At 42.2% G+C, this 24,547-nt stretch carries 23 protein-coding genes; 10 read left to right on the top strand and 13 right to left on the bottom strand.

The window, feature by feature from the left end:
* Positions 1–399: 399 nt before the first annotated feature.
* Together WMO41_RS09930 and WMO41_RS09925 are read right to left on the bottom strand one after the other, a co-directional pair.
* Entirely contained in the window at positions 400–723 is a 324-nt protein-coding gene (locus WMO41_RS09930; RefSeq protein WP_349229629.1) for an SDR family oxidoreductase, read from the bottom strand.
* Between the two features lie 133 nt (positions 724–856).
* On the bottom strand, positions 857–1,030 hold the full coding sequence (locus WMO41_RS09925) for a helix-turn-helix domain-containing protein (protein ID WP_349229628.1): 174 nt from the start codon (positions 1,028–1,030) through the stop codon (positions 857–859).
* A gap of 131 nt (positions 1,031–1,161) precedes the next feature.
* Here WMO41_RS09925 and WMO41_RS09920 point away from each other — a divergent pair, with 131 nt between their 5' ends.
* Positions 1,162–1,563, top strand: coding sequence for a hypothetical protein (locus tag WMO41_RS09920; RefSeq protein WP_349229608.1), 402 nt, complete (start codon positions 1,162–1,164; stop codon positions 1,561–1,563).
* A 72-nt stretch (positions 1,564–1,635) separates the two neighbouring features.
* Here the strand turns inward: WMO41_RS09920 and WMO41_RS09915 are convergent, their stop codons facing one another.
* From WMO41_RS09915 to WMO41_RS09865, 11 genes are all read right to left on the bottom strand, one after another.
* Positions 1,636–2,934, bottom strand: a complete 1,299-nt coding sequence (locus tag WMO41_RS09915; RefSeq protein WP_349229607.1) for a DUF3854 domain-containing protein — start codon at positions 2,932–2,934, stop codon at positions 1,636–1,638.
* Between the two features lie 306 nt (positions 2,935–3,240).
* The gene (locus tag WMO41_RS09910; protein ID WP_349229606.1) at positions 3,241–4,863 is read right to left on the bottom strand and encodes an FAD-dependent oxidoreductase; all 1,623 of its coding nucleotides are present in this window, start codon (positions 4,861–4,863) and stop codon (positions 3,241–3,243) included.
* Entirely contained in the window at positions 4,863–5,426 is a 564-nt protein-coding gene (gene ahpC / locus WMO41_RS09905) for an alkyl hydroperoxide reductase subunit C (protein WP_349229605.1), read from the bottom strand. Before ahpC ends, WMO41_RS09910 begins: the two co-directional genes overlap by 1 nt.
* A 170-nt stretch (positions 5,427–5,596) precedes the next feature.
* Positions 5,597–5,854 (bottom strand): hypothetical protein, encoded by a 258-nt coding sequence (locus WMO41_RS09900; RefSeq protein ID WP_349229604.1) that lies wholly within the window; start codon positions 5,852–5,854, stop codon positions 5,597–5,599.
* A gap of 430 nt (positions 5,855–6,284) precedes the next feature.
* Complete coding sequence (locus tag WMO41_RS09895; RefSeq protein ID WP_349229603.1) at positions 6,285–7,160, bottom strand: hypothetical protein; 876 nt, start codon at positions 7,158–7,160, stop codon at positions 6,285–6,287.
* Entirely contained in the window at positions 7,153–9,759 is a 2,607-nt protein-coding gene (locus tag WMO41_RS09890) for a TraM recognition domain-containing protein (protein WP_349229602.1), read from the bottom strand. Before WMO41_RS09890 ends, WMO41_RS09895 begins: the two co-directional genes overlap by 8 nt.
* 39 nt (positions 9,760–9,798) lie before the next feature.
* Positions 9,799–10,962 (bottom strand): N-acetylmuramoyl-L-alanine amidase family protein, encoded by a 1,164-nt coding sequence (locus WMO41_RS09885; protein ID WP_349229601.1) that lies wholly within the window; start codon positions 10,960–10,962, stop codon positions 9,799–9,801.
* A 164-nt stretch (positions 10,963–11,126) separates the two neighbouring features.
* On the bottom strand, positions 11,127–11,315 hold the full coding sequence (locus tag WMO41_RS09880; protein ID WP_349229600.1) for a hypothetical protein: 189 nt from the start codon (positions 11,313–11,315) through the stop codon (positions 11,127–11,129).
* Positions 11,316–11,329: 14 nt separating this feature from the next.
* Entirely contained in the window at positions 11,330–11,935 is a 606-nt protein-coding gene (locus tag WMO41_RS09875; RefSeq protein ID WP_349229599.1) for a hypothetical protein, read from the bottom strand.
* Entirely contained in the window at positions 11,936–13,078 is a 1,143-nt protein-coding gene (locus tag WMO41_RS09870; RefSeq protein WP_349229598.1) for a ParM/StbA family protein, read from the bottom strand.
* Positions 13,079–14,094: 1,016 nt separating this feature from the next.
* On the bottom strand, positions 14,095–15,051 hold the full coding sequence (locus WMO41_RS09865) for a MerR family transcriptional regulator (RefSeq protein WP_349229597.1): 957 nt from the start codon (positions 15,049–15,051) through the stop codon (positions 14,095–14,097).
* Positions 15,052–15,833: 782 nt separating this feature from the next.
* Between WMO41_RS09865 and WMO41_RS09860 the strand changes: the two genes are divergently transcribed.
* From WMO41_RS09860 to WMO41_RS09820, 9 genes are all read left to right on the top strand, one after another.
* Positions 15,834–16,124: a hypothetical protein gene (locus WMO41_RS09860; protein WP_349229596.1), complete on the top strand. Its 291-nt coding sequence runs from the start codon at positions 15,834–15,836 to the stop codon at positions 16,122–16,124.
* A gap of 47 nt (positions 16,125–16,171) precedes the next feature.
* Complete coding sequence (locus tag WMO41_RS09855) at positions 16,172–16,711, top strand: hypothetical protein (protein WP_349229595.1); 540 nt, start codon at positions 16,172–16,174, stop codon at positions 16,709–16,711.
* A 213-nt stretch (positions 16,712–16,924) separates the two neighbouring features.
* Positions 16,925–18,160, top strand: coding sequence for a DUF6094 domain-containing protein (locus WMO41_RS09850; RefSeq protein WP_435436148.1), 1,236 nt, complete (start codon positions 16,925–16,927; stop codon positions 18,158–18,160).
* A 13-nt stretch (positions 18,161–18,173) separates the two neighbouring features.
* Positions 18,174–21,371 (top strand): DEAD/DEAH box helicase, encoded by a 3,198-nt coding sequence (locus WMO41_RS09845; RefSeq protein WP_349229593.1) that lies wholly within the window; start codon positions 18,174–18,176, stop codon positions 21,369–21,371.
* Between the two features lie 14 nt (positions 21,372–21,385).
* Positions 21,386–21,895: an LPD16 domain-containing protein gene (locus tag WMO41_RS09840; RefSeq protein ID WP_349229592.1), complete on the top strand. Its 510-nt coding sequence runs from the start codon at positions 21,386–21,388 to the stop codon at positions 21,893–21,895.
* Positions 21,888–23,177 (top strand): peptidase associated/transthyretin-like domain-containing protein, encoded by a 1,290-nt coding sequence (locus tag WMO41_RS09835; RefSeq protein WP_349229591.1) that lies wholly within the window; start codon positions 21,888–21,890, stop codon positions 23,175–23,177. Before WMO41_RS09840 ends, WMO41_RS09835 begins: the two co-directional genes overlap by 8 nt.
* A 160-nt stretch (positions 23,178–23,337) precedes the next feature.
* Entirely contained in the window at positions 23,338–23,733 is a 396-nt protein-coding gene (locus WMO41_RS09830) for a hypothetical protein (RefSeq protein ID WP_118542796.1), read from the top strand.
* Positions 23,720–24,190 (top strand): hypothetical protein, encoded by a 471-nt coding sequence (locus tag WMO41_RS09825; protein WP_349229590.1) that lies wholly within the window; start codon positions 23,720–23,722, stop codon positions 24,188–24,190. The genes WMO41_RS09830 and WMO41_RS09825 overlap by 14 nt, the downstream gene beginning before the upstream one ends.
* A 15-nt stretch (positions 24,191–24,205) precedes the next feature.
* Positions 24,206–24,547 carry a hypothetical protein gene (locus WMO41_RS09820; protein ID WP_349229589.1) on the top strand — a complete coding sequence of 114 codons (342 nt, stop codon included), beginning with the start codon at positions 24,206–24,208 and terminating at the stop codon, positions 24,545–24,547.

Here is a 24,547-nt window from a genome sequence, read left to right as displayed (position 1 = left end):
CGTACTAGCCGCGGTTCGCCCTTGATAAGATTCGCTTGCGAAGGTCGGTACCGCAGTTGAGCATACTATACTACTCAAAGTTAAACTAAAGGCAACAAAACGCTTTAAAGTTTTCGTTCAATTTCCTCCTTTTGATGTTAATATATTTAAACTTATCATATTAAAAAAAATATTCTGTCAATATGATTTATGAAATCAGATACGACAAGCACAATGATTGTTATTACGTTTCAATAACAGTTTAATGATCTTGGCATTTTAACAAGTGTTGAAAAACAGATGCATTAAAGGAAGTCAGAGACAGAAAGGTTCATCGAATTTTATAAGGAAGATCTCTTTATCATATACCTTAATGGCAAGTATATTCGAAAATAAGTGATAAGGCATATTTATTTCATATCATATCATAGGGTAAAACATTGAATAAAGATGGGATGAAGTCAAAGCGGATATGCCCATAACAGACATACCCGCTAAAATCATACTTTTCAGATTTTTATTGACTGATATCCATTGGTTGGTACCAATAGACATGGTTTCCGGAAGTGTGCTGCCGCCGTCGATAACGATCTGGGATTCGGTTAAATAGCTGGACTCATCGCTTCCGAGGAATGCGAACAGCTCACCTACTTCGATCGCCTTTGCAAGACGTTTCATCGGAACAGCTGAAGCAATGTCTTTGATTGCTGCTTCCGGATTTTCCGGGTTGGATTCAACAGCCAGGCACTTGTTTAGGCCTATAAGGACTTGTTTTCAGGGTGTCAATTTGTTTTCTGCTAAGCTGTTATAATCAAAAAAGTTTACGTTCACAGCGTAAACGTAAACTTTTTAAAGCACTTAAAAATTGGCAGATATTTCATGGCTCATCTGTAAATGATACGACATCATTGGGGGTGCAGGACAGATATTTGCATATGCGTTCTAATGTTACCAAGGTTATATTTTGGCCTTTTTTGAGCCGGTCAAGCGTATGATTGTCAAGGACCTTATCCTTCAACAGAGTATACTGTGTAATTTTGCGTTTCTGCATCGTGTCCCATAACGGGCTGTAATCAACCATTGAAAAGTCCTCCTAAGAACAATCATAGCTGATTTACGGATAAATCAACATTGTGCATATATGCACAATGTTGTATACTGGTTAGAAGGAGGTAAGAGAATATGCAGGAATTTGACTATAGTAATGAAACATCGAATGATTTGTATGATGCGGTGGATGGGCTGTCTTATGAGGAAGCGGTATTTGCCAAGGCAGCTATTGAAAAAATAAAAGAGGAAAAAGAAGAGAAAAAGGTCATGAAATTTAAAAAATGGTTTAATGAGGCTCTTTTCCCGATTCTTAATGAATTTGCTGCTGTTTCCGGATGCTGCCTTAAAATTGATCAGGATGCGTGTGGCGGTATGACAGTAACATTAAGGAGCAAGTATGGCGTTGATATCACTGCAAACCAGAAACAAATGCACATGGCAATAGCATTCGCAGACCACATTGCTGTAAACAAGTGGTCTGGAGCTGATGAGGTGGAACTTACTCTCATATATGGTATTCCTGAAGAAGATTAAGAATTGAATGGATGAGAAAAGGTTCATCCTATTAGCAAAACACTAATGAGATGGACCTTTCATTGAATTCTCTTAATAAATGCAGTATTGAGGTGCTCCCCCGGATGCCAGAAGATCATCAATACCTTTTCCATTTTCTTCTTTCCAGTTTGCAATTACGACTGGGATGCCAGCGGCTTTTAGTCCGTCTGCCAGTGATTTTTCGCACGATAAAACCCGCTCATTATGAAGCTTGTCTGCATCAAATGCAACAACAACCATTTTCATTCCCAGTTCTTTCATTTGAGAAAGGACACCGTCATCTAAAATAAGAGAATAGGAATTGACCCCGGGAAGAGTTACCACCGGAGTCGATAAGGCGTTGGATGCAAATAGTCCTTTTGGCTCACCCTCCGTGATGTACCAAAGGGAGGATGTTTTGGCAAAAGGAAGGCCGTAAAAACTGCATTGGTTTGCAGCCGCGCAGCCCTTTTTATAGATGTTGGCCAATATTCCACGTGTTGCAGCCTGAGAATCCTGATAGTAGGAAGCCAGGGTTCTGTATTTTCCTTTTTGCGGGAGAAATTCTTTCTCTCCTCCAGGGGTTACAAAGTAAACTCCCTTCATGCTGATGAAATATTTTTTACCTTCGGCATAGTAGAAACGATCCTGGCCGGAAGTGATCACGGTTGCATCAATGTCAGAAAAATCTTTCCGGATCCGAAGACGAAAGGTGTTCCCATCGAGGTCATACATCGGAAATACCAGTCCACTTGGGCCGGCAAAGGTCCACTGCTCTCCTTTTAAATACGCCCCGGGAATTCCTTCGAGTGAATTTGATCCAAATTTCTGTAGAATTAGATCTGCAAGCCTGGCCCTGGTTATATTCCTGGTGCGGTATCGGTTATGGTACTTTACCCGCAGGCTGTCCTCTTCCGGAAATGATACAATATGATGCTTTTCAATCAGTTCATCCGTCCAACCCTGGCTATGAAGATAAGCCTTGTGTGCCGGGTCAAGGATCAGAAGATTTTGCATATAGGTGTAAATACTGCTGCAGTTTTCATTGTTTTTGGGCACAATCTGATCAACCGGTTTCAGTTCCCTCTTTTGTGGTTTTGAAATATGCGAATAATTCATTCCGGTTTTCTTTTTCCGGAGCAGTTCGTACTGAGTGCGTTCTTCATAGATGGAACTGCCAGAACCTTTTGCGCTTCCGATGAACACATATTCCTGGCCATCGGAACCGATCATATTGCACTTTTCTTTATCGCGCTGGCAGCAGATGAGCTCACCACCGTAATCTTCCGGTGTCCAATAGCCACACCAGTCTTCATGCTGACAAATGGGGCATTTTCTGGCCCTGCTTACCCCTTTCCATGCATCGCTCATGTTCTTCTCCTCCTGTAAATATGATATTTGTTTGCTTTTTACCGCCATGTAGCGGAGTATGTCAGTCCTGCTGACGCATATGATTGCCTGTCGGCATCATTTTCGCATAAAAAAGGGCATATCAATCCCGGATGAGATCGTATGCCTTTCACATAGCGAATTATATTTGAAAAAAATGAGTACCGTTTTATTATATCTGCTTCACAAATGCTTGTCAACAGCGCTGAAACCCTGTTCGGCGAAGGGAAAGCCTTTGAAAGGACTGCAAGTTAAACACTCATGGGAAGGTTAAGAGATGCAGACCAGTCAGATTAATTCCAATATCTGTTGGATGTTCTTTTTGCCAAATGAGGTTTTATCCTGATTGATAATCAGACAGGGAACGCTCATAACATGATATTTTTCTTTTAAATCTGGAAAATGGGCAATATCATATACTTCAGCCGTTACGAGAGGGTTTAGGGAAGCAATCCTCTGTGCGGCCGTCACAAGATCCGGGCACATGGTACAGGAAAGTGATACCAGGACCTGCAGATGAACGTCATGCTGGATTGCCAGTATTTTTTCTCTTATTACAGGATCGAGTGGCTGCTCAGGCCCTGCAGCATTATATAATCCCAGAATAAAGGACGTAAATTCATGCCCTCCGGGGACGCCGTGAAAAGCTAGCCCTGTCTGCTCTCCGCTTTCGGTTAATACATCCACAAAAGGAAGCGAAGCACCCGTATCGGCAGAAGGGACGCTTTCATGCACAGTCAACTTATCTGTATATTTTGCCAGTTCTGTCATATAATTTTCTAATTCCTGGCTCACGGGCCGGGAATCCAGATGCAGCTCAAGCTGTAATTTCCGTTCCATTTTGGCAAATACCGTATTTAACTGGTTTATGATATCCTGTGAGAAAAAACTATTTGAGGATTTTACATCTGGCGCGGCACCTTTTTTAACCGCCTGTTTTGCGTGGATACCGGTTCTTCCCTGCATGGCAGCCGCATATTTTTCCAGCTCCGTAGCGGCGGTAGCACCATCTCCCACTGCCGTTACTACCTGGCGCAGATTTTTCTGGCACACATCACCGGCTGCATAAATTCCTTGGCAGCTGGTCTGCCGGCTCTTATCGGTTATCACATATCCATGGGGATCCAGATTTACCAGTTCTTTTACCAGTGATGTGTTTGGCTCATAACCTGCAAATACAAACACTCCGAACGTGTCATTTGCAGAATCAAAGAGAGTTTCCTTTCCGGTATTTCTATTTCTGTAGCGGATCCTGCGCAGCATGTGGTCACCCTCAACACAAATAACTTCGGTATTTGTCAGGACGGTAATCTTAGGATGATTTTTGGCTGCTTCTGCAACAGCTTTTGCGCAGGAAAAATCATCGTCTCGGATCAAAATGGTCACATGGCTTGCGAATTTGGTGAGGAATACACTCTCTTCTGCCGCTGCAAATCCTCCGCCGATTACAAAGATTTCTTTCCCGTAGAAGAATTCTCCGTCACAGGTTGCACAGTAAGCTACTCCATGACCGCGGAACTCTGCCTCACCTGGAAAGCCGATCATTCTTGGATGGGCGCCTGTTGCAAGCAGAATTCCAAAGCTTTGGAAGCTGTCCTTGTCTGTAGCGCTTTCCCAGAGTTCTGCTCCAGATGCAGTTTCTTCTTTTTTCAGCGCAGTAACTTCCCTTAATAGAAATTCAGCTCCAAAAAACTCGGCCTGTCTGCGCATGGTTTCTGTCAGTGCTCTCCCGCTGGTTTTCTCAATGCCTGGATAATTTACCACTTCATCAGTGATGGTGACCTGGCCGCCGAATTTCTCTTTTTCAAGGATAAGGACACGATAGCGGGCACGTGCAAGATATAATGCGGCGGTCAGTCCGGCCGGCCCTCCGCCGATCACTACTACATCATAGAAATTTTCCTTTTCCATCAGAGCATACCTACCAGATCAAGGCTTGGTTTTAAGGTTTCTGCACCAGGTTGCCATTTGGCCGGGCATACTTGATCGCCATGTTCTGCTACGAACTGGCATGCCTGAAGGCGGCGAAACAGTTCATCCGCATTACGGCCAACATTGCCCGCATTTATTTCGTATACAACGATTTTTCCCTCTGGATTTACGATGAAGCTTCCTCTCTCGGCCATTCCATCGGACTCAATCAATACCCCAAAGTCCTTACATAATACATGAGCGGGATCGGCCAGCATTGGGTATGCGATCTTACCAATTCGCTCAGAGTAATCGTGCCATGCTTTGTGTACGAAATGAGAATCTGTAGAGACCGAATAAACTTCGCATCCTGCTTTTAGAAACTCTGGATATTTGTTCTGAAGATCTTCCAGCTCCGTAGGGCATACAAAGGTAAAGTCTGCCGGATAGAAGAAAAAGAGACTCCATTCTTTCATGATATCGTTTTTGGTTATGGTTTTAAATTCACCATTCTGATAAGCCTGAACAGAAAAATCATTTATTTCTTTGTTGATCATTGACATCTTCGCAGTCCTCCTTTATGGAGTAATGGTTCCCAGAAGCACATCAAGTTATGCGGAGACCGCGCTGCAACAATGACGTTTGCATAGAGAAAGGCATCAATCTTATGGCAATCAGAAACAAAAAAGACATACAAAGTCCATTGGGCTTATATGTCTTTTACCTGCAGCTCCTAAAACCAATCTGTTACGATATGGTACGGATCCATGGTTTCTGCAGTGATATAGTATTCGCCGGTTGCGGGGACAGGCTGCCCGTCCGGGCCGATGATCTTTGCATCAGCACTTATTTCTGCCAGGGAAAGTAAGGTTGTGCAGGGTTTGATTAAGCACAGTGGGTTGTTCTCAACAATTTTGTATAGATATTTTCTTTTGTCCCCGAACCGCTCAACCACAACGCCGGCTCTGGGACTTCTTAGAGTCATTTTCATATTTATATCCTTCTTAAGGCCCGTATTAAAGAAAGGATCATGCTCCGAATGATACACGCAGTGGTGGGCCATTTGTCAGGCATGATCCTGCTTCACCAATTCTATCATTATTTGCGAGTTGCATCAATAGAAAAAAGAGGCATTAAACACTGTGAAGAATACCAGGCCTTCATCGTCTATTACCACATTGCCGTGCACGGACGAAAACAGAAGGAATCAGCGATATTTAGTATTGCGATGGGTACAATACTGCGTTAGAAAGGTTTCCTGTGCTAAATCATCAATAGCCTGGTCATATGGGGATTTGTTCTGTACAATGCAGAAAAGAAGCGTTGCAGGAAACAAGAAAAGTAAGAAACATATCAAATACATCGTAATTTTTGTCCTCCTGTGGTATGGAAACAGTTACTGGTGTAAGCTTCGATCTGCCTTAAGTATCAGAAAGTGCCAGGCACTCCATATGCCCATCCGCGAATTGGTATAAGTGCTGAAGAAGTGGAATTTCTGAGTTTTTCAGCGAAGCATCGGTGCTAAAGAGCAATGGTATTTTATAATGGCTGCTGTTTAGAAATTGGTTCAATCTCTGTGCATCATCCAAAGTTTCGGCAATTACTATACATGCCAGATAAGCAGTGGCATTTTGACGATCCAGTTCCGCTTTTATTGCCGTTTTATTCGAACGATAGGGAAATACTAAGATCTGCCTATTCAAACGCGTCTTAAGGCAGATATGGGGAATGGATGGGGGATTCTCCATGGCCTGCGCAAGGAATATCTGGTGATTGCTTCTCAGAATATTGATGCAGGCGCTATTGCGGACCAGAACTGCTAAAATCGTGGGTGGATCATTTGCAATACGGTTGGGAAAATGATCAAAAATTCTGGGATGCGGCAATAACAATTCCATTAATTTATTTGTAAATGAGCTTAATTGCAGGATAGACGGCCCGCTTGCTGTTTTGCCGCGAAATATGGAAAGCGGGATTAACAATCCTTTGCGTATCAGAGCATGAATGGGGTTTCGATAGGGATTACCGTTTCCGTCGGAAAAACGCTTGAATCTGTTTTCACACCCACCAAACAATAGAAAATCTCTTACCTGAGATGCAGTACAATACTGCATCTCATAGACTATGGATAGGATGAGCAGTTCCAGATCAGACAATTCATTTTTTGTGATGGATTGCCATGCTCCTGATGATCTAGGGACCTGAATGGATTTAATGGTTGTGGCGCTATCAAATCGAAATGGGGAATAGGACATGGTATATGCGGTGGTATCCGCGTTCCTTTCATTTTCATTCACCGAAGAAGATGCCATCGGTGTGTTCCGTGGGGGTTATGATATGGGTCGGCTCTACTGGCGTTTGATCTTCTGCATCTGAGACAGCTTCAGTTGTTTCTGTGGTCAGATCCGTCTGGACCTGGGGTTCTGGAATGGATTTTTTATTTCCTGCGAGGAAATAATTTCCTGGTTTGCCTGAAGAAAAATACCCGTTTGATGATATGTGGGCAACGCTGAATCGTTTTTCAAAAACGGATGGATGCAACGGTCCTGGCATGAATGGCTCCCATTCGATCTTTAGTCTTGGGGCGCTCTTCTCTCTCGGTTTGGGCAGAAAATTCACTTTTCCCCTAAAGGGATAAATGGGTGAAGAATTGTTTACGGAAAAGAATATAACTTCCTGAAAGCCCAAATACCGGAATACCGTGCCAGAAAAACGTTCGGATAAGGTAGGTGTAGAGCGCCTGGAATATGAGTAAGCCGGCCGCTCTGCGGTAATTGCTGTTTCTGTGACAGTTTCTTGGGTAACGTGTTCCAGGGTCTCGCCTGCCATTTTAGAAAAGATATCCATTTCTGTGGTACTTACGCGTCCGAATATAACCTGATGGGCACAGTTACCGAGCATAATACTGTCTAGCTGTATCTTTTTTACCTGATCCAGTGTCTGGATAGCGCAAATAACAGCAACCCGGTACTGGCGGAACAGAGTAAAGAAGCTTTGCAGTTTCGGATGCAGGAGCACAGGAAGCTCATCAATGTAAATAAAATTTTTGATACGGTCATTTTCTGATCCAGGCCGCCTGAGAACGGCTGTTTCATAGGAAAGCAGGAAAAACAGGCCAAAGCCGGTTGCTACAGAATCGCCTCGCTCAAGGGCATAATTTAATATGATGACTTCGCCGTATTCCAGGGCTTTATCAATATCAACGGTCTCTTCTGCTTCAAAAACATCGCGGACCAGAGGATCGTTTAGAAAATTATTGATCAGGTTTCTCAGGCCATTGCAGCGATCGTACATGTTTGCTTTATTTTCGCCCAAAAGGTCATTGTTGATGGTGGTGTATACCTGTTGCCACTGCCCTACATCCACAACCTCAGCAACTTGTTCTGTGCGATCATTTCCATTACCTCTGAGACTGTGAACGGAATAGTGCTTAACGAGTGCATCCAGATATGGACGGCACCGGCTGCAGTCGTTGATCAGGATCTGCACATCGGACGCTTTGGGAACCTGACCGGGGTGCACCAGGTGGTAAGTCAGCATTAATAGTTCTGCTATGCTGACGGTCACTGTTTCGTTCAGGCTTGAAAAATAAGGATCGGATACTCCGGACTGGTCATAAATGGACTGGACTACGGTAGCAAAATTGGAGGCCTGGGCCGTGATGGTGGTTGCCAGCTCCTTTCCGGTCAGTGCGGGATCGATTTTAAAAGGATTGAAACCGGTGAAACCTTCTTTGTGTTTTCCGTCTTTTAAAATGGGGTCAATCCTATGGATCTTCAGTTTGCGATTTTTGGCCATATGGTAGCACTGATCCGCCCATGCTGCATTGGGTGCAACCACGGTGATGCCAGCGGATTGGGAGTCAAACTTGAGATGCCGGTACAACTCTCTTCTGCTGGCATTTTCTTTTTCAATCTGTTTGTCTGCGTTTGAATTTTCTAAAAGTATCGGCTCAAAGTAATTGACGGAAAAATCGGTTCCTTTGAATGGAAAACAAATCCGTAATTTCCCCTCTTTCAGGGCTGCGTAGCAAGATTTTTTCTGATAATCCTCGTTATATACTTTCTGATCGAGATCGTCTGCAATGGCAACGGTGAGCACACTGGATGTTTTTGCAGTACCGGTTGTACCGTCACAGTACATATGCAAAAATCGGTCCAACTCTTTTACAACAAACTGGGAACCCGTTGAAAGATAACGGACTGCTTTAAAATCATAAGCAAATTCTTTGGATTTTCGGAAATCTATGTATTGATCGAGCTTAAACCGATCGATTTCATCCAGGACAAGATCGGAAGAAAATGTGCCGTACAACTTGCACCCGATATAGATAGGAATCAGGGGCGGAAGCCCGGCAAATAAGAAAATGCCCAGCTGCATGACCATATCCTTGCCAATGTACTCTCCCACTGGAATGATTGAAAGAAAACGGACAAGGGGCTGATAAAGGCTGCACATTATAAATTTCTGGACGATGATCAGGTCATTAAATGTTAAGAGAATAAGGCTGCCATATTTGTACAGACGGTAGTTCCAAAAAACATATCTGGTAGAATACATCCAGATAACCGGAGGCACAAATAGCCAGAAAAGTGCCATTGTCAATGATAGTAAATGATTTCCTAAGAGGCGATTGGAAAGATTTGAAATGGACATGATAATAATAAAAAAATTTATTATTATGTTGAGAAACAAAAATACATAAAATACACCGATTAGAGCTGGGTTCCGACCATACTTTTTAAAATCCTTCCAGAAATCGGATACAGTTACAGTGCCTGAATCAAGGATATAGTCCTGATCATCCCCAAATGGTAAGGGCTGCATCTTTCGATTGATGGAATTGTACAACTCTCCTACTTTATCGCGTAGTATTTTTAAGACCAAACTGAGCATAAATGCATTCCTGCCTTTTCATTGAAAATATATTACTGGTTACTGAATGAGGCTGCCATCGGATTGAAAACTATAGGTTTTCCCCTGGATCACTACCGTGTTAAGGTTTAAGGACCCATTTTTATAGAACAGATATATCTTTCCATGTATTTTTTGCCAGCCGGTCACCATGGCCCCAGACTGGTCGAAATAATATCTTTGATAATCGATCGTCCGCCAGCCGGTGGCCATAATGGATGATGCAGGATCAAAGAAGTATTTTTTGCCTGCTTTTGAAAACCACCCACGAACTGCTCTTCCGCTGTTTTCATCGTGATATGTCCATTGTCCATTGAATGATTGCCATCCAGTCAGTCGCTCGCCGCTTTCGTTAAAAGTGTAGTAGTCTCCGTTTATGAGGTATCGGCCACTAATAAGGTATTCGCTATCGTATTCAGATCGTTCGGAGGAGGCAAGCTTATAGAGCTGCGCATCATTTTTCTTTTGCCAGTATCCTGTATAATAGCCGATATTTTCGGCAGATAGATATTTTGAATGATTATAGGCCAGCTCTGCTTTTTTACTGGTATATAGGTATGTTTGATCACTGGCAGCTTCGATTTTATAAATATAATCCCCTGGTTTTGAATATAGGATTTCTCTGGCGTTGATAGAGGTTTTTGTGCATGTGAGCTCTTTTCCACGTTGGGTAAGGCGGCCATCCTTTTCGATGGTATATATAGTTACATGATATGAATCGGCATGCTCAACTGGATCCCATTCTGCGACTGTTCCGTTCCATCGCAGCTGCTGTGGCTGAGTTAAAACCATTGGAAGCGGGTAGGAATGCAGGATAAAACTGCAGGATGAATAATCAGCTGAGATAGAGAGCCCATGTATCGTTCCGGAATCTGAAAGACAATTTCTTTCTTTGAGCCATTCAAAGTCATAACCTTTTTTGGCATTCAGGGTAATCCTATAGTCCATATAAGATCCGATGGGCAAATCGTTGACATCATACACTCCCTGATAAGTGATGGTGTACTCGGAACGGCCCGGCTTAAAAGATACTTGATCTGGATTGATTTCGCCCTCTTTTGCTTTATAAACTCTCTGGATATTTATGCTGGTGATCTTTTTGGTATCGGAAGCGTATGCCGGTATTGTCATTAGTACGAACATGAATATGAGGAAAATAAAGAATACTAATTTGATTTTTCTCATCTTAAAATCCTTTCTCAAATTCAAATTTTGAGCACAAAAAAGCATAACATAATCGGCTGCAGTAATTCTGCAGATTGATTATGTTATGCCGGAAAGCGGTTTTGTAATAGGTATTCTATCACATCAGACGAGCTTTGTAAATTCTTACCTGATTGAATTGCTTATCAACGCTCAAATGATAACCTTTCACTTACCATATTGAAGTCGCGTAGAAGCTTTTCGCTATCGTCTTTTTTGATAATGGATGTAATGGTGGTTCGGTTGAGACCGCTAATGGCGGTCAGAAGTTCGATAGACTCGCCCTGGCGGTGCAGTTTGATAATTGCGTCCCGCTTTTTCTTTGCTATATGCATGGTCACCACCCCTTTTATTCTAGGCCAGCAAATGCACTGTTCATGAATATATTATCGGAATTATTTTCTTCGGTAGTACTACCTGAAGAAGTTTCGGTATCCTTATTTTCAGGAACAATTTTTGAATCATCCTGTTTCACGGAAGTCGTGGATTTCGTCATGGTTTCCGTGAAACTATTATCCGTACGCTTTTCGTTTACTACTGGTACATATGAAGACATCACGCTACTCTTATCTTCTCGTACTGCTGATCTGAAAGTGAGCTCAGCTATTTTCATATCCATTTCTGCTTGTGTATAACTGATGGGTGTATCTGTACTGATGGATTGTTCCAGTATATATTCAATCGTGCGGCGTTTGTTGAGGCTTGCCCTTTTTAAATCACTTTCCCATTTGACAATTGATTCATTGCTTTTAATGCGGATCTGAAATACTTTTGGAAGCTCTTCGATGGAAATGTCTTTAGGTGCATACCCGATTAAGAGAAATTGTTGCATGATTGCGTAATTAAGTACAGCTGCGGTCAAGTAAGACATTGCTTGACCGCTTCGGCTATGATACCACGTAGCGAAATGTGGTGCATTAGCTGTATTGATGTTGATTTGAATGTAGCTAGCCATTTATTTGTACCTGTTTTTTAACTGTTTATGCAATCCGATTACAATAGCGTATCTTGGAGAAATTTCGGATCCATCATCGGCACGATTTGTCAACACCACTTTTGTAAGTCCGTGATGTTCGGCCATGTATTTTTTAATGTGAGGATAATATGCGATTCCGGTGCCGCCGGTTATGAACATATTTTCAACATCATCTAATGAATATTTTTCTTCTAAAAGATTGCACAGTTTGATGGCTTCTTCTGCCAGAACCTTTTCGTAGATATCACGTACATTGATTACGTTTGTGTTCTTACGAACCGTTGGATTACCTTCGCCTCTGGCATGATACTGTACCTGAAGATAACTAAAGTCCTCTCTTCCGGCTTCTACTACTTTCTTTTCGACGTACTTATCAATGTTGTACATTGCATGATCGGTATCACTGAATGCGGTTTCTGGATTAATCGACAGATTCTTTGCCAGTTCGAATAATCCAACTGTTTTATATCCGGCATCCATCATGATACACGGTAAGGCGCTCTTATCAATAGTTAAATTACCATCTGATGATGCAGCTTGGAAAAGAAATGCGGTGATTACCTGTGCATTACACAAGAAATTCGCATTTGACAGGTCTAAATCAAAATCAAATGTGCAGGATTTGCTGCCACGGCGGATCTTGAATTGATGGCGCTGCTTTAAAAATTCCTTAATCTGCGGCCATTCATTCATGCTGCCATAAGGCAAGCCAATGCCGATAAAATACTGCAAATTATCGAGGTTTCTAAAAAGATGTTTGTCAATATCTTTTTCTGGATTATAGATGGTATCATACGCCACAATCGAATATCCGATTGCTGCGAGTAAACTGATATGAAAAGTTCTGTCTTTAAAACGGTTTTTGTTTCGATTATTATCAAGTTCTTCAGCATACATTTTTAAATTGGATTTCATGGTGATGATTTGATCGATGCTGTCACCGAACATGTATACAGATCCTTTATATTCTATGTAGGTATTGTCACCATCAGCTACGGATAAAACATTTATAGAGTTGGTAACATCGATCATTTTTGATGAAAATGCAAGCAAATAATCTCCGATACAGCACTTAAAATCATCAAATCCGCAATCAACACTCAAATACAATTTCTGGTCCATTCCTTTTCCTACTGCCCATCAACTCTTTTATGATGCATGGATGGCAGTTTTTCCTTTCTTTTTAATTAACATCAATTTTATTATTATATCTTATGTTTTCGATACTTTAAAACTACTGCGTCAATTTATTATTATCAAAAATAGTAACGACGTTACTATTATAATACTGTCTATTTATGAAAATGTCAATATTATTATCAATTTACCAATGGAATTAAACCAAATATAATCCAATAAATGGCACAAATATGGCGTGATGGTGGCACTATGGTCGCATTAAAATGGCGTAAAAATGTCATATCAATGGCGTATAAATGTCATATCAATGGCGTATAAATGGCATACCATAACTTTTGCTCTGTGAAATGGCGCAATAATTGCGTAATAATGGCATTTTGGTTGCATAAAAATCGTGTTTTGATGGCAGTTCTGCTCTCCTGCTTTTGATAAAACATAAATAATGAGCTTTGCGGATTTATAAAATGCATTTTGCCAATAAAGCATGTCTACAGATTTGCTTTATGAATTAAGCTAATCGTGATCCATGGAAGAAATTTACCATACATGAAAATAAATAAATTTCACAAAAATGATAATAATAAATGCGAAAAAGAACAACTACTACAAAAACATAATAAATGAGTTATCAAATTTGATAATAAGAATACGATCTACGGATTACAAAATAATAATGATAATATTATTATCATATTTGGATTAAGGGGGAAAGATAAACGTATTTATTATTATCAAATATAGTAATAACATTATTATCATATTTAGTAATAATAAATGTATTATACATACAAAAAGATAAAGATAAATTATTATTATCATAAAAAGCTCGATTGATGAATAAATGGTAAACATATGTCTGTGCGATTTAAAGAGATTCGAGCTGGAATAAAGATGAGAGTAGGAGAGTGGTGGAAATCAAGTGAATTAAAAGAAAAAGCAATCATTAGGTATGATTGCTTTTATAGGTATAGAATATAAATTTGTAAGATGGAATCAGGTTAAAGCCCAAATAATCTTGAAAAAAAGCCTTTCTTTTCTGAAGCTTGATCATCATCATGTGAAAGATCATCCTTTAATTTTTCAATATATTCAGATTGTCTCAATATGATTTCCTGTGCATCATTAATAACTTGACTGTTGCGTTCGTATGCTTCTTTCGAAGACGATATAATATTTTGCGCATCAGTTAACTGTTTTTGCAGTTTGTCATTTTGCTCTTTAAGAATTTCATTTTGTTTTTTTGTCTCGGAAAGTGCAGATTCATAAAATTCCTTTTGATCTAAATAAACATCGCTAACTTTTTGGAGCAGGCTTTCTATAGCTTTTTGATTTCTGGAGTTAACCAAAGCAAATTCATTAATAATCTGTTGATCACGTTCAGAAAGTTTATTCTTATATAAAGCCAGGAATCGCTTTCCAATAATATCAATCTGATCATCCTCATTATCATTGCTATTATCAGGCGGATTATCTTCTAAAAGCTTCATGATTTCAGCATTTTGAATGCCTTTCTCTTTATAGGCAATAATTTGTTTGAGGGTAGCATAATCAGACTCTGAATATTTGAAATTTGCACGTTTAGCACTTGCTGAAGTTGTAACTGGAACAGGATGAATATAATCACGGAAAGTATTGATTAAGTACCGCAGATTATTCTCCGGTTTATTTAACAATTTGGCAAGTTGGCCATACGTATATAAGCCATCTATATCGCTTACAATAGGACCATTATGTCCTTCTTGTTCACTAATGACAGGGCCGTTATGATCGCTTTGTTCAGTATCAGTTGAAGTATCGGTAGGGTATACAGAAGAAAAATTATCCTGACTATCAGGCTTCGCAGTGTCAGCTTTAACGTCATCAAAATTAGATCCTGTGGTGCTGCCCAAGTCCTGATCAGGAACATTTTCATCTGCTTTTCTACTACCCATAAAGTTATATACTCGACCTTCCAAAATATCACCTCTTTCATAATAACAAAATTTGTTATTACTAAAAATAGTAAAAACACATGTGAAATTATTATTATTATACTAAAGCAGAGGACAAAAATCAACAAATTAAGTTTTAGTAGCTTGAAATGGAGAGTGATTGACGGTAGGAAATCAAAGATTAGAATATGAGGGGAATAAGTAAAATTTATATCTGTCTGCATAAACTCATCAATGAAAAAAGCGCAGTTAAATGCATTACCGTTCTCCATACTTATGTAAATTGATACAAGGTACATAGTAATGGCGAAATATCAGAGGAAATCTTGAGACTTTGTTTTAGTTATGGTAAGATAATATTATACATTATTAGTTATCAAAAACAGGTCGTTAGGACCAGGAAGTGGCTGGAGCGAGAGTTCTGGCATTAGTAACAGGAGTAGAATAATTAAAAGTTTGTGTAAAAATGCAGAAATTTTCTTCTGCAGAGGAAGTTGCAAATGATCTTGTTGAGCAAGACGTTCCTTTAATTCAAAAAATTATGAATGTAGCACCTGACTTGCTCCGGATTATAACGTTAATGATATTTATAATGCATTAAAATTGTAGAGCTACAAAACTCTCTTTATGCAAAAACAATACATTAAAAGATATTTCCCTAAGAGCTTCCCTGAGAGGAGGCTCTTTTTGCCTATCAAAAATAAATGTATGCTTGATTAACGAAATAGATATTTAATGTAAAATTGCGTGAAAACTATGTTAGTTTACAGATATTTTGCAAAATGAAATGCGGAGGTGTATGTCAGATGTTGGAAAATGAGGCATTACAGATGATTCAGAAAATGAATGTTAAAATAAATGGAACAGAGGAAATAGTAAAGAAATTTTACGAAACCTTGGAAAGTGCAAAGAGAGCGATCAAAAAGGGAATAGAGGTTCATCCGCTTGCAGCGTTACATGATGACAAAAAAGGTACTCTGTATACATGCTCCAGTTGTGCTACCCGTTTGAGATGGGGACCAAATGCAGCAAGATTGACGAATTATTGTCATAGATGCGGTCAAAAAATCGACTGGATTGGGACACCTAGAGAATAAACAATACAGCATTAGAAAATATTATGCTTAAAGGGAGACACGAAAAAATGATATTAGACAGAGAACAGCGAACGGCCGACCTTGCAACAAAAGCAGACAGAGATATAAGCCCAAAGCTTACAGATGAGCAGTATCATGCTCTGCTGCATTATACCTTTAAAGCCGGTTTTAAGCGTCCGGAGCAGCTTCTGGAAGCGTTTGTTGGTGATTTGAGCGGATGGCATAGAAATGGATCAGATGAGGAGGAACTTGCAGGCGAATGGTTTTCGCGGGCCTATAGCGGAATGGGCGGTAGTGATTCATTCCTTTACTACCTCTACGACCACGAGGCAGATATAAATGAGCTTGAGCATATTGCGGTTACGTTTGATCACGATCCGGAAGAGGTGTATGACGAAGATCCGGAAGAAGACTACAGAGAAACTTATGGGGACATTTATCCTTATAACTGGTATGAAGATTACCTGATGGATGTTCGTGATGAGATTGATGCTGACCCGCGGGAAACCTGCGTGAAACTGATACGTTACCTTCTGGAGAACCAGGTAGACGGATGCATCGATTGGGGACATATAGATTTTCAATAACTTCAACCGATTTTGGCAGGAAGAGAGGGCAGGGCTGCCTGAAATTCCAGATGCCAGTGCAACATATTCCACGAGTCAGGATCATCAAAAGCCCCCACTTCAATTATTCAGAAATTGAAGCGGGGGTTAATAAGTTATCAGGATATGCAGTGAGTATGTTGCCAGTTTCGATATTGCAATCTTAGAATTGCTTTGTTATAATTAGTGCATTAGATTATTTTTTTCAAAGAAACCGCTTTTGGCGGTGGGTGGCCCATATGGGTCTTTGGAGGGAATAGTCTATTTTTTTATATTCAAATCCCGGTTAGCGATAACTGGGATTTTTTTATTTTAAGACTATTCCAAAAGGAGGAAACGGTGATGGAGCAAATCATCAAACAGAATACGTTCTCAAGAACGGTATTTAATGACAGTAAGCTTGGGGCTTACTACACGGATCCGGTGCATGCCGCTAAAATAGGAAGGCTATTTCGCTTGCAGGGAGAATGCTGCGTTTTGGAACCATCGTTTGGCAATGCAGAAGCACTGAAGGCGTTTTTAAGTCAGTGCGAGAGAGCAGATGAAGCCGGTTCTGTCCATACATTTGGCGTGGAACTGAATCGGGAAACCTTTGAGCAGTATAAGCAGGAGATTGAATTTCCAGTATGTGCCGATTTCATTGGCGGGATCCGGGCATCGAACCGGGCATTTACATTATGTTTTGCCAATCCGCCATATGGCGTAGGTGGAGATGATGGATCAACAAGGTTGGAAAGACTATTTATTGAACGCATCTTCCAGTTAATGAAAACGAAAGGATATCTTGTCCTGGTTGTTTCCCTTACCACAATGAACCTGGATGAATTTGCAAAGTCTCTGCTGGCAAGGTTTAAGCCTGTGGCCTTCTATCGCTTTGACGATGAGGAGTTTGCGAAATACAAACAGGTGGTTTTCATTGGCCAGAAGCGTGCATCGATCGGACTATACCGGAAAGAGTACGAGGAATGGATGAGTGCAAATCCTGGAGCGCCGCTTGAAAATATTCCGTACATTCCCAAAGACCCAGATACACGCATGGAAGTCCCAGTGTCGCTGGAGAGCGAGATTGAGCTCTTTACCACGAAGGAATTCGACGAGGCAATCCTGCTTCATAACACGAGTGCATTGGTACCAGTGCTTAAAAAAGCTCTGCAGACCAATGCATACCAGTCGGTTGGTCTTGGAAAGCCAATTGTTCCGCTGAAAAAAGATCTGCTGTATCTATCTGCGATTGCGGGAGGCGGACAGGGCCTGGCTGGAAATGAAGACCGCGGTGATTTACACCTGCAAAGAGGACAGGCAAAGCCGGTTCAGATCGAAACTCCGGAGATCAATGATGATGGGGATATTCATTCTGTTTTAGTCACAACACGCAACCAGATCACGCTGCATGTGATCGATAATTTCGGGACGATCCGAGAGTTAGCATAGGGAGGGCAGTGTGATGAAAAACGGAATGATCAAAATCGGCATGTTTGAGGCATATCTGGAGCGAATGCTGATCCGCGGACTTAAGGTGGCCTACATCAGTTATTTTACCCGGACGCTGCAGGAAGCAAAGGCAATAGGAAGTACGATGTGTACTTCAGAGAGCAGCACAATCTGGCTGAATAAAAATGGTCCGGAGGAAAGGTACAACGTATTTGGCACCTACAAAGCTTATTATGTGCCGATCATGCGCGGAAAAGAACGGTTCTATCATGGAGTGATCTTGAACGCAGCGATTGGAAACGATTTGTTTGTTTCAAAAGAAGAAACAGCAGGAGAGGAACTTTATGAAATCTTGATGAAAAAATACCCGTTGCCGCTGCTTAAGTGGTGGGGGAAGCCAATCCTTTCGTATGCACTGCAAGAGGGACTGATCAATGCCTATTCCAACCGGCTTCATACGGAGTGTATTGAAACGGAATATTCTCTGCAGGGTACGGATGATCTGAGAGAAATGCAGATATATGACCTTACGACTTTTGATTATGAAGCGTTAAAGTCCGCCATTCAGGTCCTGTTTCAGCAAAAGCAGATCTGGATATCAAAGAAGGAACAGAAAGCTATCAACTTTAACAGCATGGATGAATACTTCCGCCAGTACGGGACGACACTCGTGGAAAATCTTGAAAAGCTTCTGGATCCGGAAAGTGAACTGAAAGGTGAAGTAGATGCTTTTACCTTAAATTCCATCAGACTCTATCCACAGCAGGCAGCCATGGTGAATGGTGTTACTACACACCTATTAAATGGCGCACCGTTTTCTATCATCTGTGAGGGCATGGGAACCGGAAAGACAGCGCAGGCTGCTGCAATCTGCGAAAGCTATTTTGTGCAGAAGGAAATGCAACGCAGCCATAAAGTACTCAAGGATATTTATATGGATGAATCCCTGGTGAAGTACAGGAATCTCGTTATGTGTCCCGGTCACCTCCTTGAAAAATGGAAAGGGGAGATCGAGCGTCAGATCCCATATGCAAAGGCAACGATCGTAACTGATTTTTCTCAGCTGCTGGAGCTTAGAAAGCGCGGAAGTCAGAGGGTTGGAAAAGAATTTTATATTCTCTCGAAAGATTTTGCAAAGCTCTCCTATAGCTTGAAGCCGGTACCGAAAAAGGAAATTGCCAAGATGGCGTATATGAAAAAGTGTACGAATCCGGATTGCGGCTTAGATAATATGCCCGTCCGAAAATGCGTTTCCTGTGGTGGAAAGGATTTTGAAAAAAGTACAACTAAGATCGAGACGATCTACGGAATGAAATGCCCGTATTGTGGAGAAGTGCTTGCTGCCTATACAGCATCCGGCGGAATCTGCGGACTGACAGCTAATGACTTTGCGTATAAAACAGGGCGGAATTCAAACTGCATCTGGTGCGGGGAATCTTTATGGATGCCGCATGTGAAAAACATCGGTGCAAAGAAAATCAGCCCCTGGCACCGGGCAACCTGCTATAGAAACAAAGCCCAAAAAGGAAAGACTACAGTCTGGGTACATAAAGAATATGCAAGAAAGTATTACGCAGAGAATGAAACGGAACCGATATCCGTTTCAGAAAGAGATGGGGTAAGAAAATACTCGCCTGCTTCGTTCATTAAAAAATACATGAAAGGATATTTTGACATTGCTGTCTTTGATGAGTGCCATGTGTGTAAGGACGGAGACAGTGCCCAGGGAAATGCAATGCACTGCCTGATCAAGGCAACGAAGAAACAACTTGCATTGACAGGAACCATTGCTGGCGGAAAGGCTGAGGATCTTTATTATCTGATTTACCGGTTGGCACCGTGGAAAATGACATCAAAGGGATACCGGTGGACGGATGTTGCGAATTTTTCCAAGCAATACGGAAAAGTGGAGCAGCGCTATGAATATGCGGGCTCTTCTTCGGATGAGAATCTTGCGGAGAAAGTATCTGCCCGCGGTCGAAGCTTGTCGTCACCAAAAACAAAGCCGGGAATCAGCCCAACAATCTTTACAGACTTTTTGCTGGATTGTGCCGTTTTTCTGGATCTTTCGGACATGTCATCCTATTTGCCGGATCTAAAGGAGATGGTTGTGACCGTTCCAATGGCAAGAGACGTGGCCCGGGATCATTCCATTCTGGTATCGAGGCTGACTTCGTATGCAAAACGGAGAGAAAGCGGCGGGTTTGCATTGCTCAGCCAGGCATTACAGTACGGGCTTTTTTATCCTGATATGCCATATGGAAATGAAGAAATCCGTAATCCGGTCGATGGAGACATTCTGATCAGAGCCGCCCAGCACGATGAATACCGTTCGGGAGAAAAACTTCTGCCGAAAGAAGAAAAACTCATTGAACTGATAAAATCAGAACTTTCGGAAGGAAGAAAATCCGTAGTATTTGCTGAATGCTCCGGAAAAAATGAATGGAACGTCACGCACCGGCTTCGGGATATCCTGGAAGCCGCTGGGATCTTTGCCGTTGTTGTGGAAGCGGAGAGCCCGGGAGCATTAAAACGGGAAAACTGGATCCGTGAGCAGGCAAAGGATGGCGTGGAAGTATTTATCACCAATCCAAAGCTCATTGAAACGGGCGTTGATCTGTGCTGGACGGAAGGCGGGAAGAAATACAACTACCCGACCCTGATCTTTTATCAGCTGGGATACAGCCTTTTTACTGTCTGGCAGGCTTCCAGACGTCACTACAGGATGAACCAGACCATGGAATGCAGAACATACTATATGGCTTACGAAGGAACCGCGCAGGCGAAAGTGATTGAGCTGATCGCGGAGAAGCAGGTAGCAACGGCAGCTATTCAGGGAAAGTTCTCCGTGGAAGGGATTTCTGCCATGGCGGAGGGTGTCGATGCGAGAGTCGCGCTGGCGTCAAGCCTGGCGGATCAGGACGTAAAGTCTGGAAGTGCCCTGCAAAAGATGTTTGATGTGCTTCACAGTTCGGACAAACAGGCTGAGTCCTATGTAACGATGCAGGTATATGAGGAGCTGCTTGGAAAAGAAGAGGTGGAGCGACGTAAAAAAGCAAAGGAAGATGAGATGTTTGAAAATCTGTTCGGCCAGTGGGATGAAGATTTTATGGATCTGCAGGAGCCGGGAAACGAGGAACCGGCAGTGGTAGTAGCGCAAAAGCAGCCCATGGCAGGTATGGCAAATATTTTTTCTTTGTTTGATTTTTAAAGAGGGAGAACATTATGAACCAATATAAAAATGATAAAGCGGATGAGACACGCATGATCCGCTTCATTGATCCGAATTACCGGGAGCTGTTTCAGATCCCGGATGGTGCGTATGTGGAGTTGAAGTATCCAAACAGCACAGCCATTATGGCTTGCGGTTACATGGATGAATATCATCTGCGTTTCGGTAGAGAAGTTTATCATATCTGCGAACTGGCAGAACGTCTGGAACGATGCAAGGCAACCTGTACTCCGGAGCCGGAGATTACGGAAGATGAGTGTGCCTGGAAGTTGGGTAATAAGGGCTATTTATATGTCCAGGTATCAGAAGATGGCTATGATTACCAGTTATACCATTCCGATTTTTCAGAATGGGATGGTGGCCAGGTAGATATGGACGGCACCATGAATGAAGCCAAGAAGATGATTTTGGAAATGTATGAAATGGATATGCAGACGCATGAGCGGATTTCAACAGATGAACTGGAAAATTCAGTAGAAGAGAAAGGGGAAACATATGAGTAAGATGATGATCGTTGCGGCTACCAGCGAAAAGATGTTGGAACTGATGGATAAGATCACGATTGAAGATGGGGTTATCAGCTTTCTGGCCAGTAATAAGGCAACGGCAAAAGGTTACCCGTGCATGTTTTCCGTAGAGGGAAAAACGACCACTGCCAGCGTGAAGTTCGAGGCCAAGATCAAAGGACTTGATGAAAAGGGCGAGATGATGCCGGTTGAGAAAATTTCGGTTTATCTGCCGGCGCGGTTTGCCGGTTCGGTCAGAGCCGTTGCGGAGCAGACCGACATTGTATATATGCAGTTTGAGGAAAAGCAGGTGACACTGCTTTCCCAAAAGCCGGCGATTCAGATCCCGGTAAGCTTCGTGGAAGAGCCGACCAAAGTGAAAAATCCGAAAACGGATGCATTTAGTATGAGCATTCCGTTGGAGAAGATCTCACAGTATTTACCCCATATGGCGACTACGAAAAGCGGGATCGGCTTCCTTCCGGTATTATCCGGAGAGGGCCCGATTTTGAAAATGGCGTCAACAGATCGCCAGAACACGATGCTGACGGTGGATTTATCTCCCACAATGGTCCGTTTTGAAAGTAAGGACCGGTCTGAGGTGAAAGAGGAAGTTTATAAGCCCTATGTGGATGCAATCTCGACCTATCTGACGATCAACCCTGGAACTCTGATCAAAATTCTGGCATGCAATAAAAGCTATAACCAGCTCGGTATTTCATTCCAGTTTGATGAGGAACATAAAAGCATCATCGGTATCGCTCTTAAGTGGCCGGATGCGATCTATCAGCTTCGCCTGAATACACAGAGCGCTGTTGATAAGCGGATGTATGAAGCGGCTTTCCGAAATACGGAAACCGTGCAGTATGAATTTCAGGCAAACAGCAACAGTTTAAGACGCGCGCTGAACATTATGAATGCAGGTGCCCAGAAGGTCGATACGGTAAAAGTTTCGTTTGAAGGACAGACGATGAGCATCTCGGACATGAAGAATGATAACTTTGTATCAGCTATTGATGTCAAGACGACTGCGGAAAGCGGAGCGTGCTTTTATGAAAAACTGTCTCTGTTTATGAATTTTCTGAAACCATATACGGAGGATATGAAAATTTATAAGGGCTGGTGCATCTGGACCAAGGATGATGAAAACAATTTCATTCATCTGGTAACGTTGCATACGGGTCCGGGCAATCAGCAGACAAAAGAGGAAGAAACTCAGGAAGAGGAAACACAGGAAGATGAGATGGAAGAAAATTCCGAAGAAGATTCCGACGAGTAATTTGTTTGTTTATGGGAAGGCTGCTGCATCTGCAGCAGTTTCCCATGAATTTCTGCGTATTCTGCATATATCCAGTATTCCAATCAGGTTGGGGCTCTGGATATGGGCAGAAACTGTTCATAACCAATAGAAAAAGAAAAGATGAAGGAGGACATCAGGAATGTTCAGAAGATGGAAAGAAAATGGAAGGAAGGCACTTCTGACCATGCAGGCGGCAGTCTTAAGTGGAATGATGACGATCTGCTCTTATGCGGAGACGGTCCAGGATGCAAACTGGATGAAAGAAGATGCGACAAGCGGAGGTCTTTTTACGGAAGCAATCACGAAGGTGCAGGATGTATTCCGAAGCGGCTATTCCTTTGCGATTGTGGTGGCGGTGGGACTTTTTGTACTGTTGTTTATCTATGCAGGCGTAAAACTGTCATTTGGTGATACCTCTGACGCGAAGCAAACAAAGCAGAAGATATTTCGGATCTTCGTGGGTATGATCTGCGCGTTTGGGGCAATCTTCTTTGTAAGTCTGGTTTATAAGGCGGCTGGCGATGCGTTCCAGTAGAAAAAAACGGCTAGGTGCATGGATCGGAATTGTTTTAGCGAGTTCTATTTTATTGGCCGGTGTGATGAAAATGAGTGCTTATGCGGAACCGGCAGAGTCAACCGAACAGGCAGAAATCACAGAGTCTTCAACCAGCGCAGGACTGTCGGATATGGATTTTGGAATGGGAGATGGGCAGATCGAGCTGGATCCATACGATCAGGTATCCGACTTTGGGTTTAGTGACAGCGAAGCGTTACAGAGCCCGATCGCCTCTTTTTACAGTTTATGCCTGTATTTGTCCATAGGCGGGATGGTTCTGTCATTGATCATAGCGGGAATTAAGCTGGCGGCAAATGATGCCGGTCATGGGAAACATCAATTTATTGACGTGGTTGGAACAAAAGTGATCGTGTTCTTCTGTATCAGCTGCTTTATGGGACTTATCAATTTGTTTTTGGGAATGCTGCAGCATTAGAAATGGAGGAGTGGCATGGATCAGCTGACAGAATTACGACCGCCGGATTTTACGGATGTGACAAAATGGTGGATCTTTTCAAACAAATCATTACTGGTGTGCCTGGGCGGCGGGGTAGTTGCCTATCTTCTATTTAAGATCACAGCAATGATCCACTTGGCTTTTCTGGGTGTGTGGCTTGGCGTGATGCTTGAGGCAGGTCTTTTTATCGGGGTTACATTTCCGGTCCCGGATTTTGGAAGTTCCCTGCTGGCATTTGGCGGACGTACCGCCGATGAGCTTATCATCAGCATGATTGCGCACCATTTGAACCGCAGAACTTATTACAAAGATACGGAATGGGAGGAAGAATTCTAA

Origin of the sequence: Ventrimonas faecis (assembly GCF_040096075.1) — a bacterium.
Classification (GTDB): domain Bacteria; phylum Bacillota; class Clostridia; order Lachnospirales; family Lachnospiraceae; genus Brotaphodocola; species Brotaphodocola faecis.
This window is presented reverse-complemented; position numbering and strand designations above follow the sequence as displayed.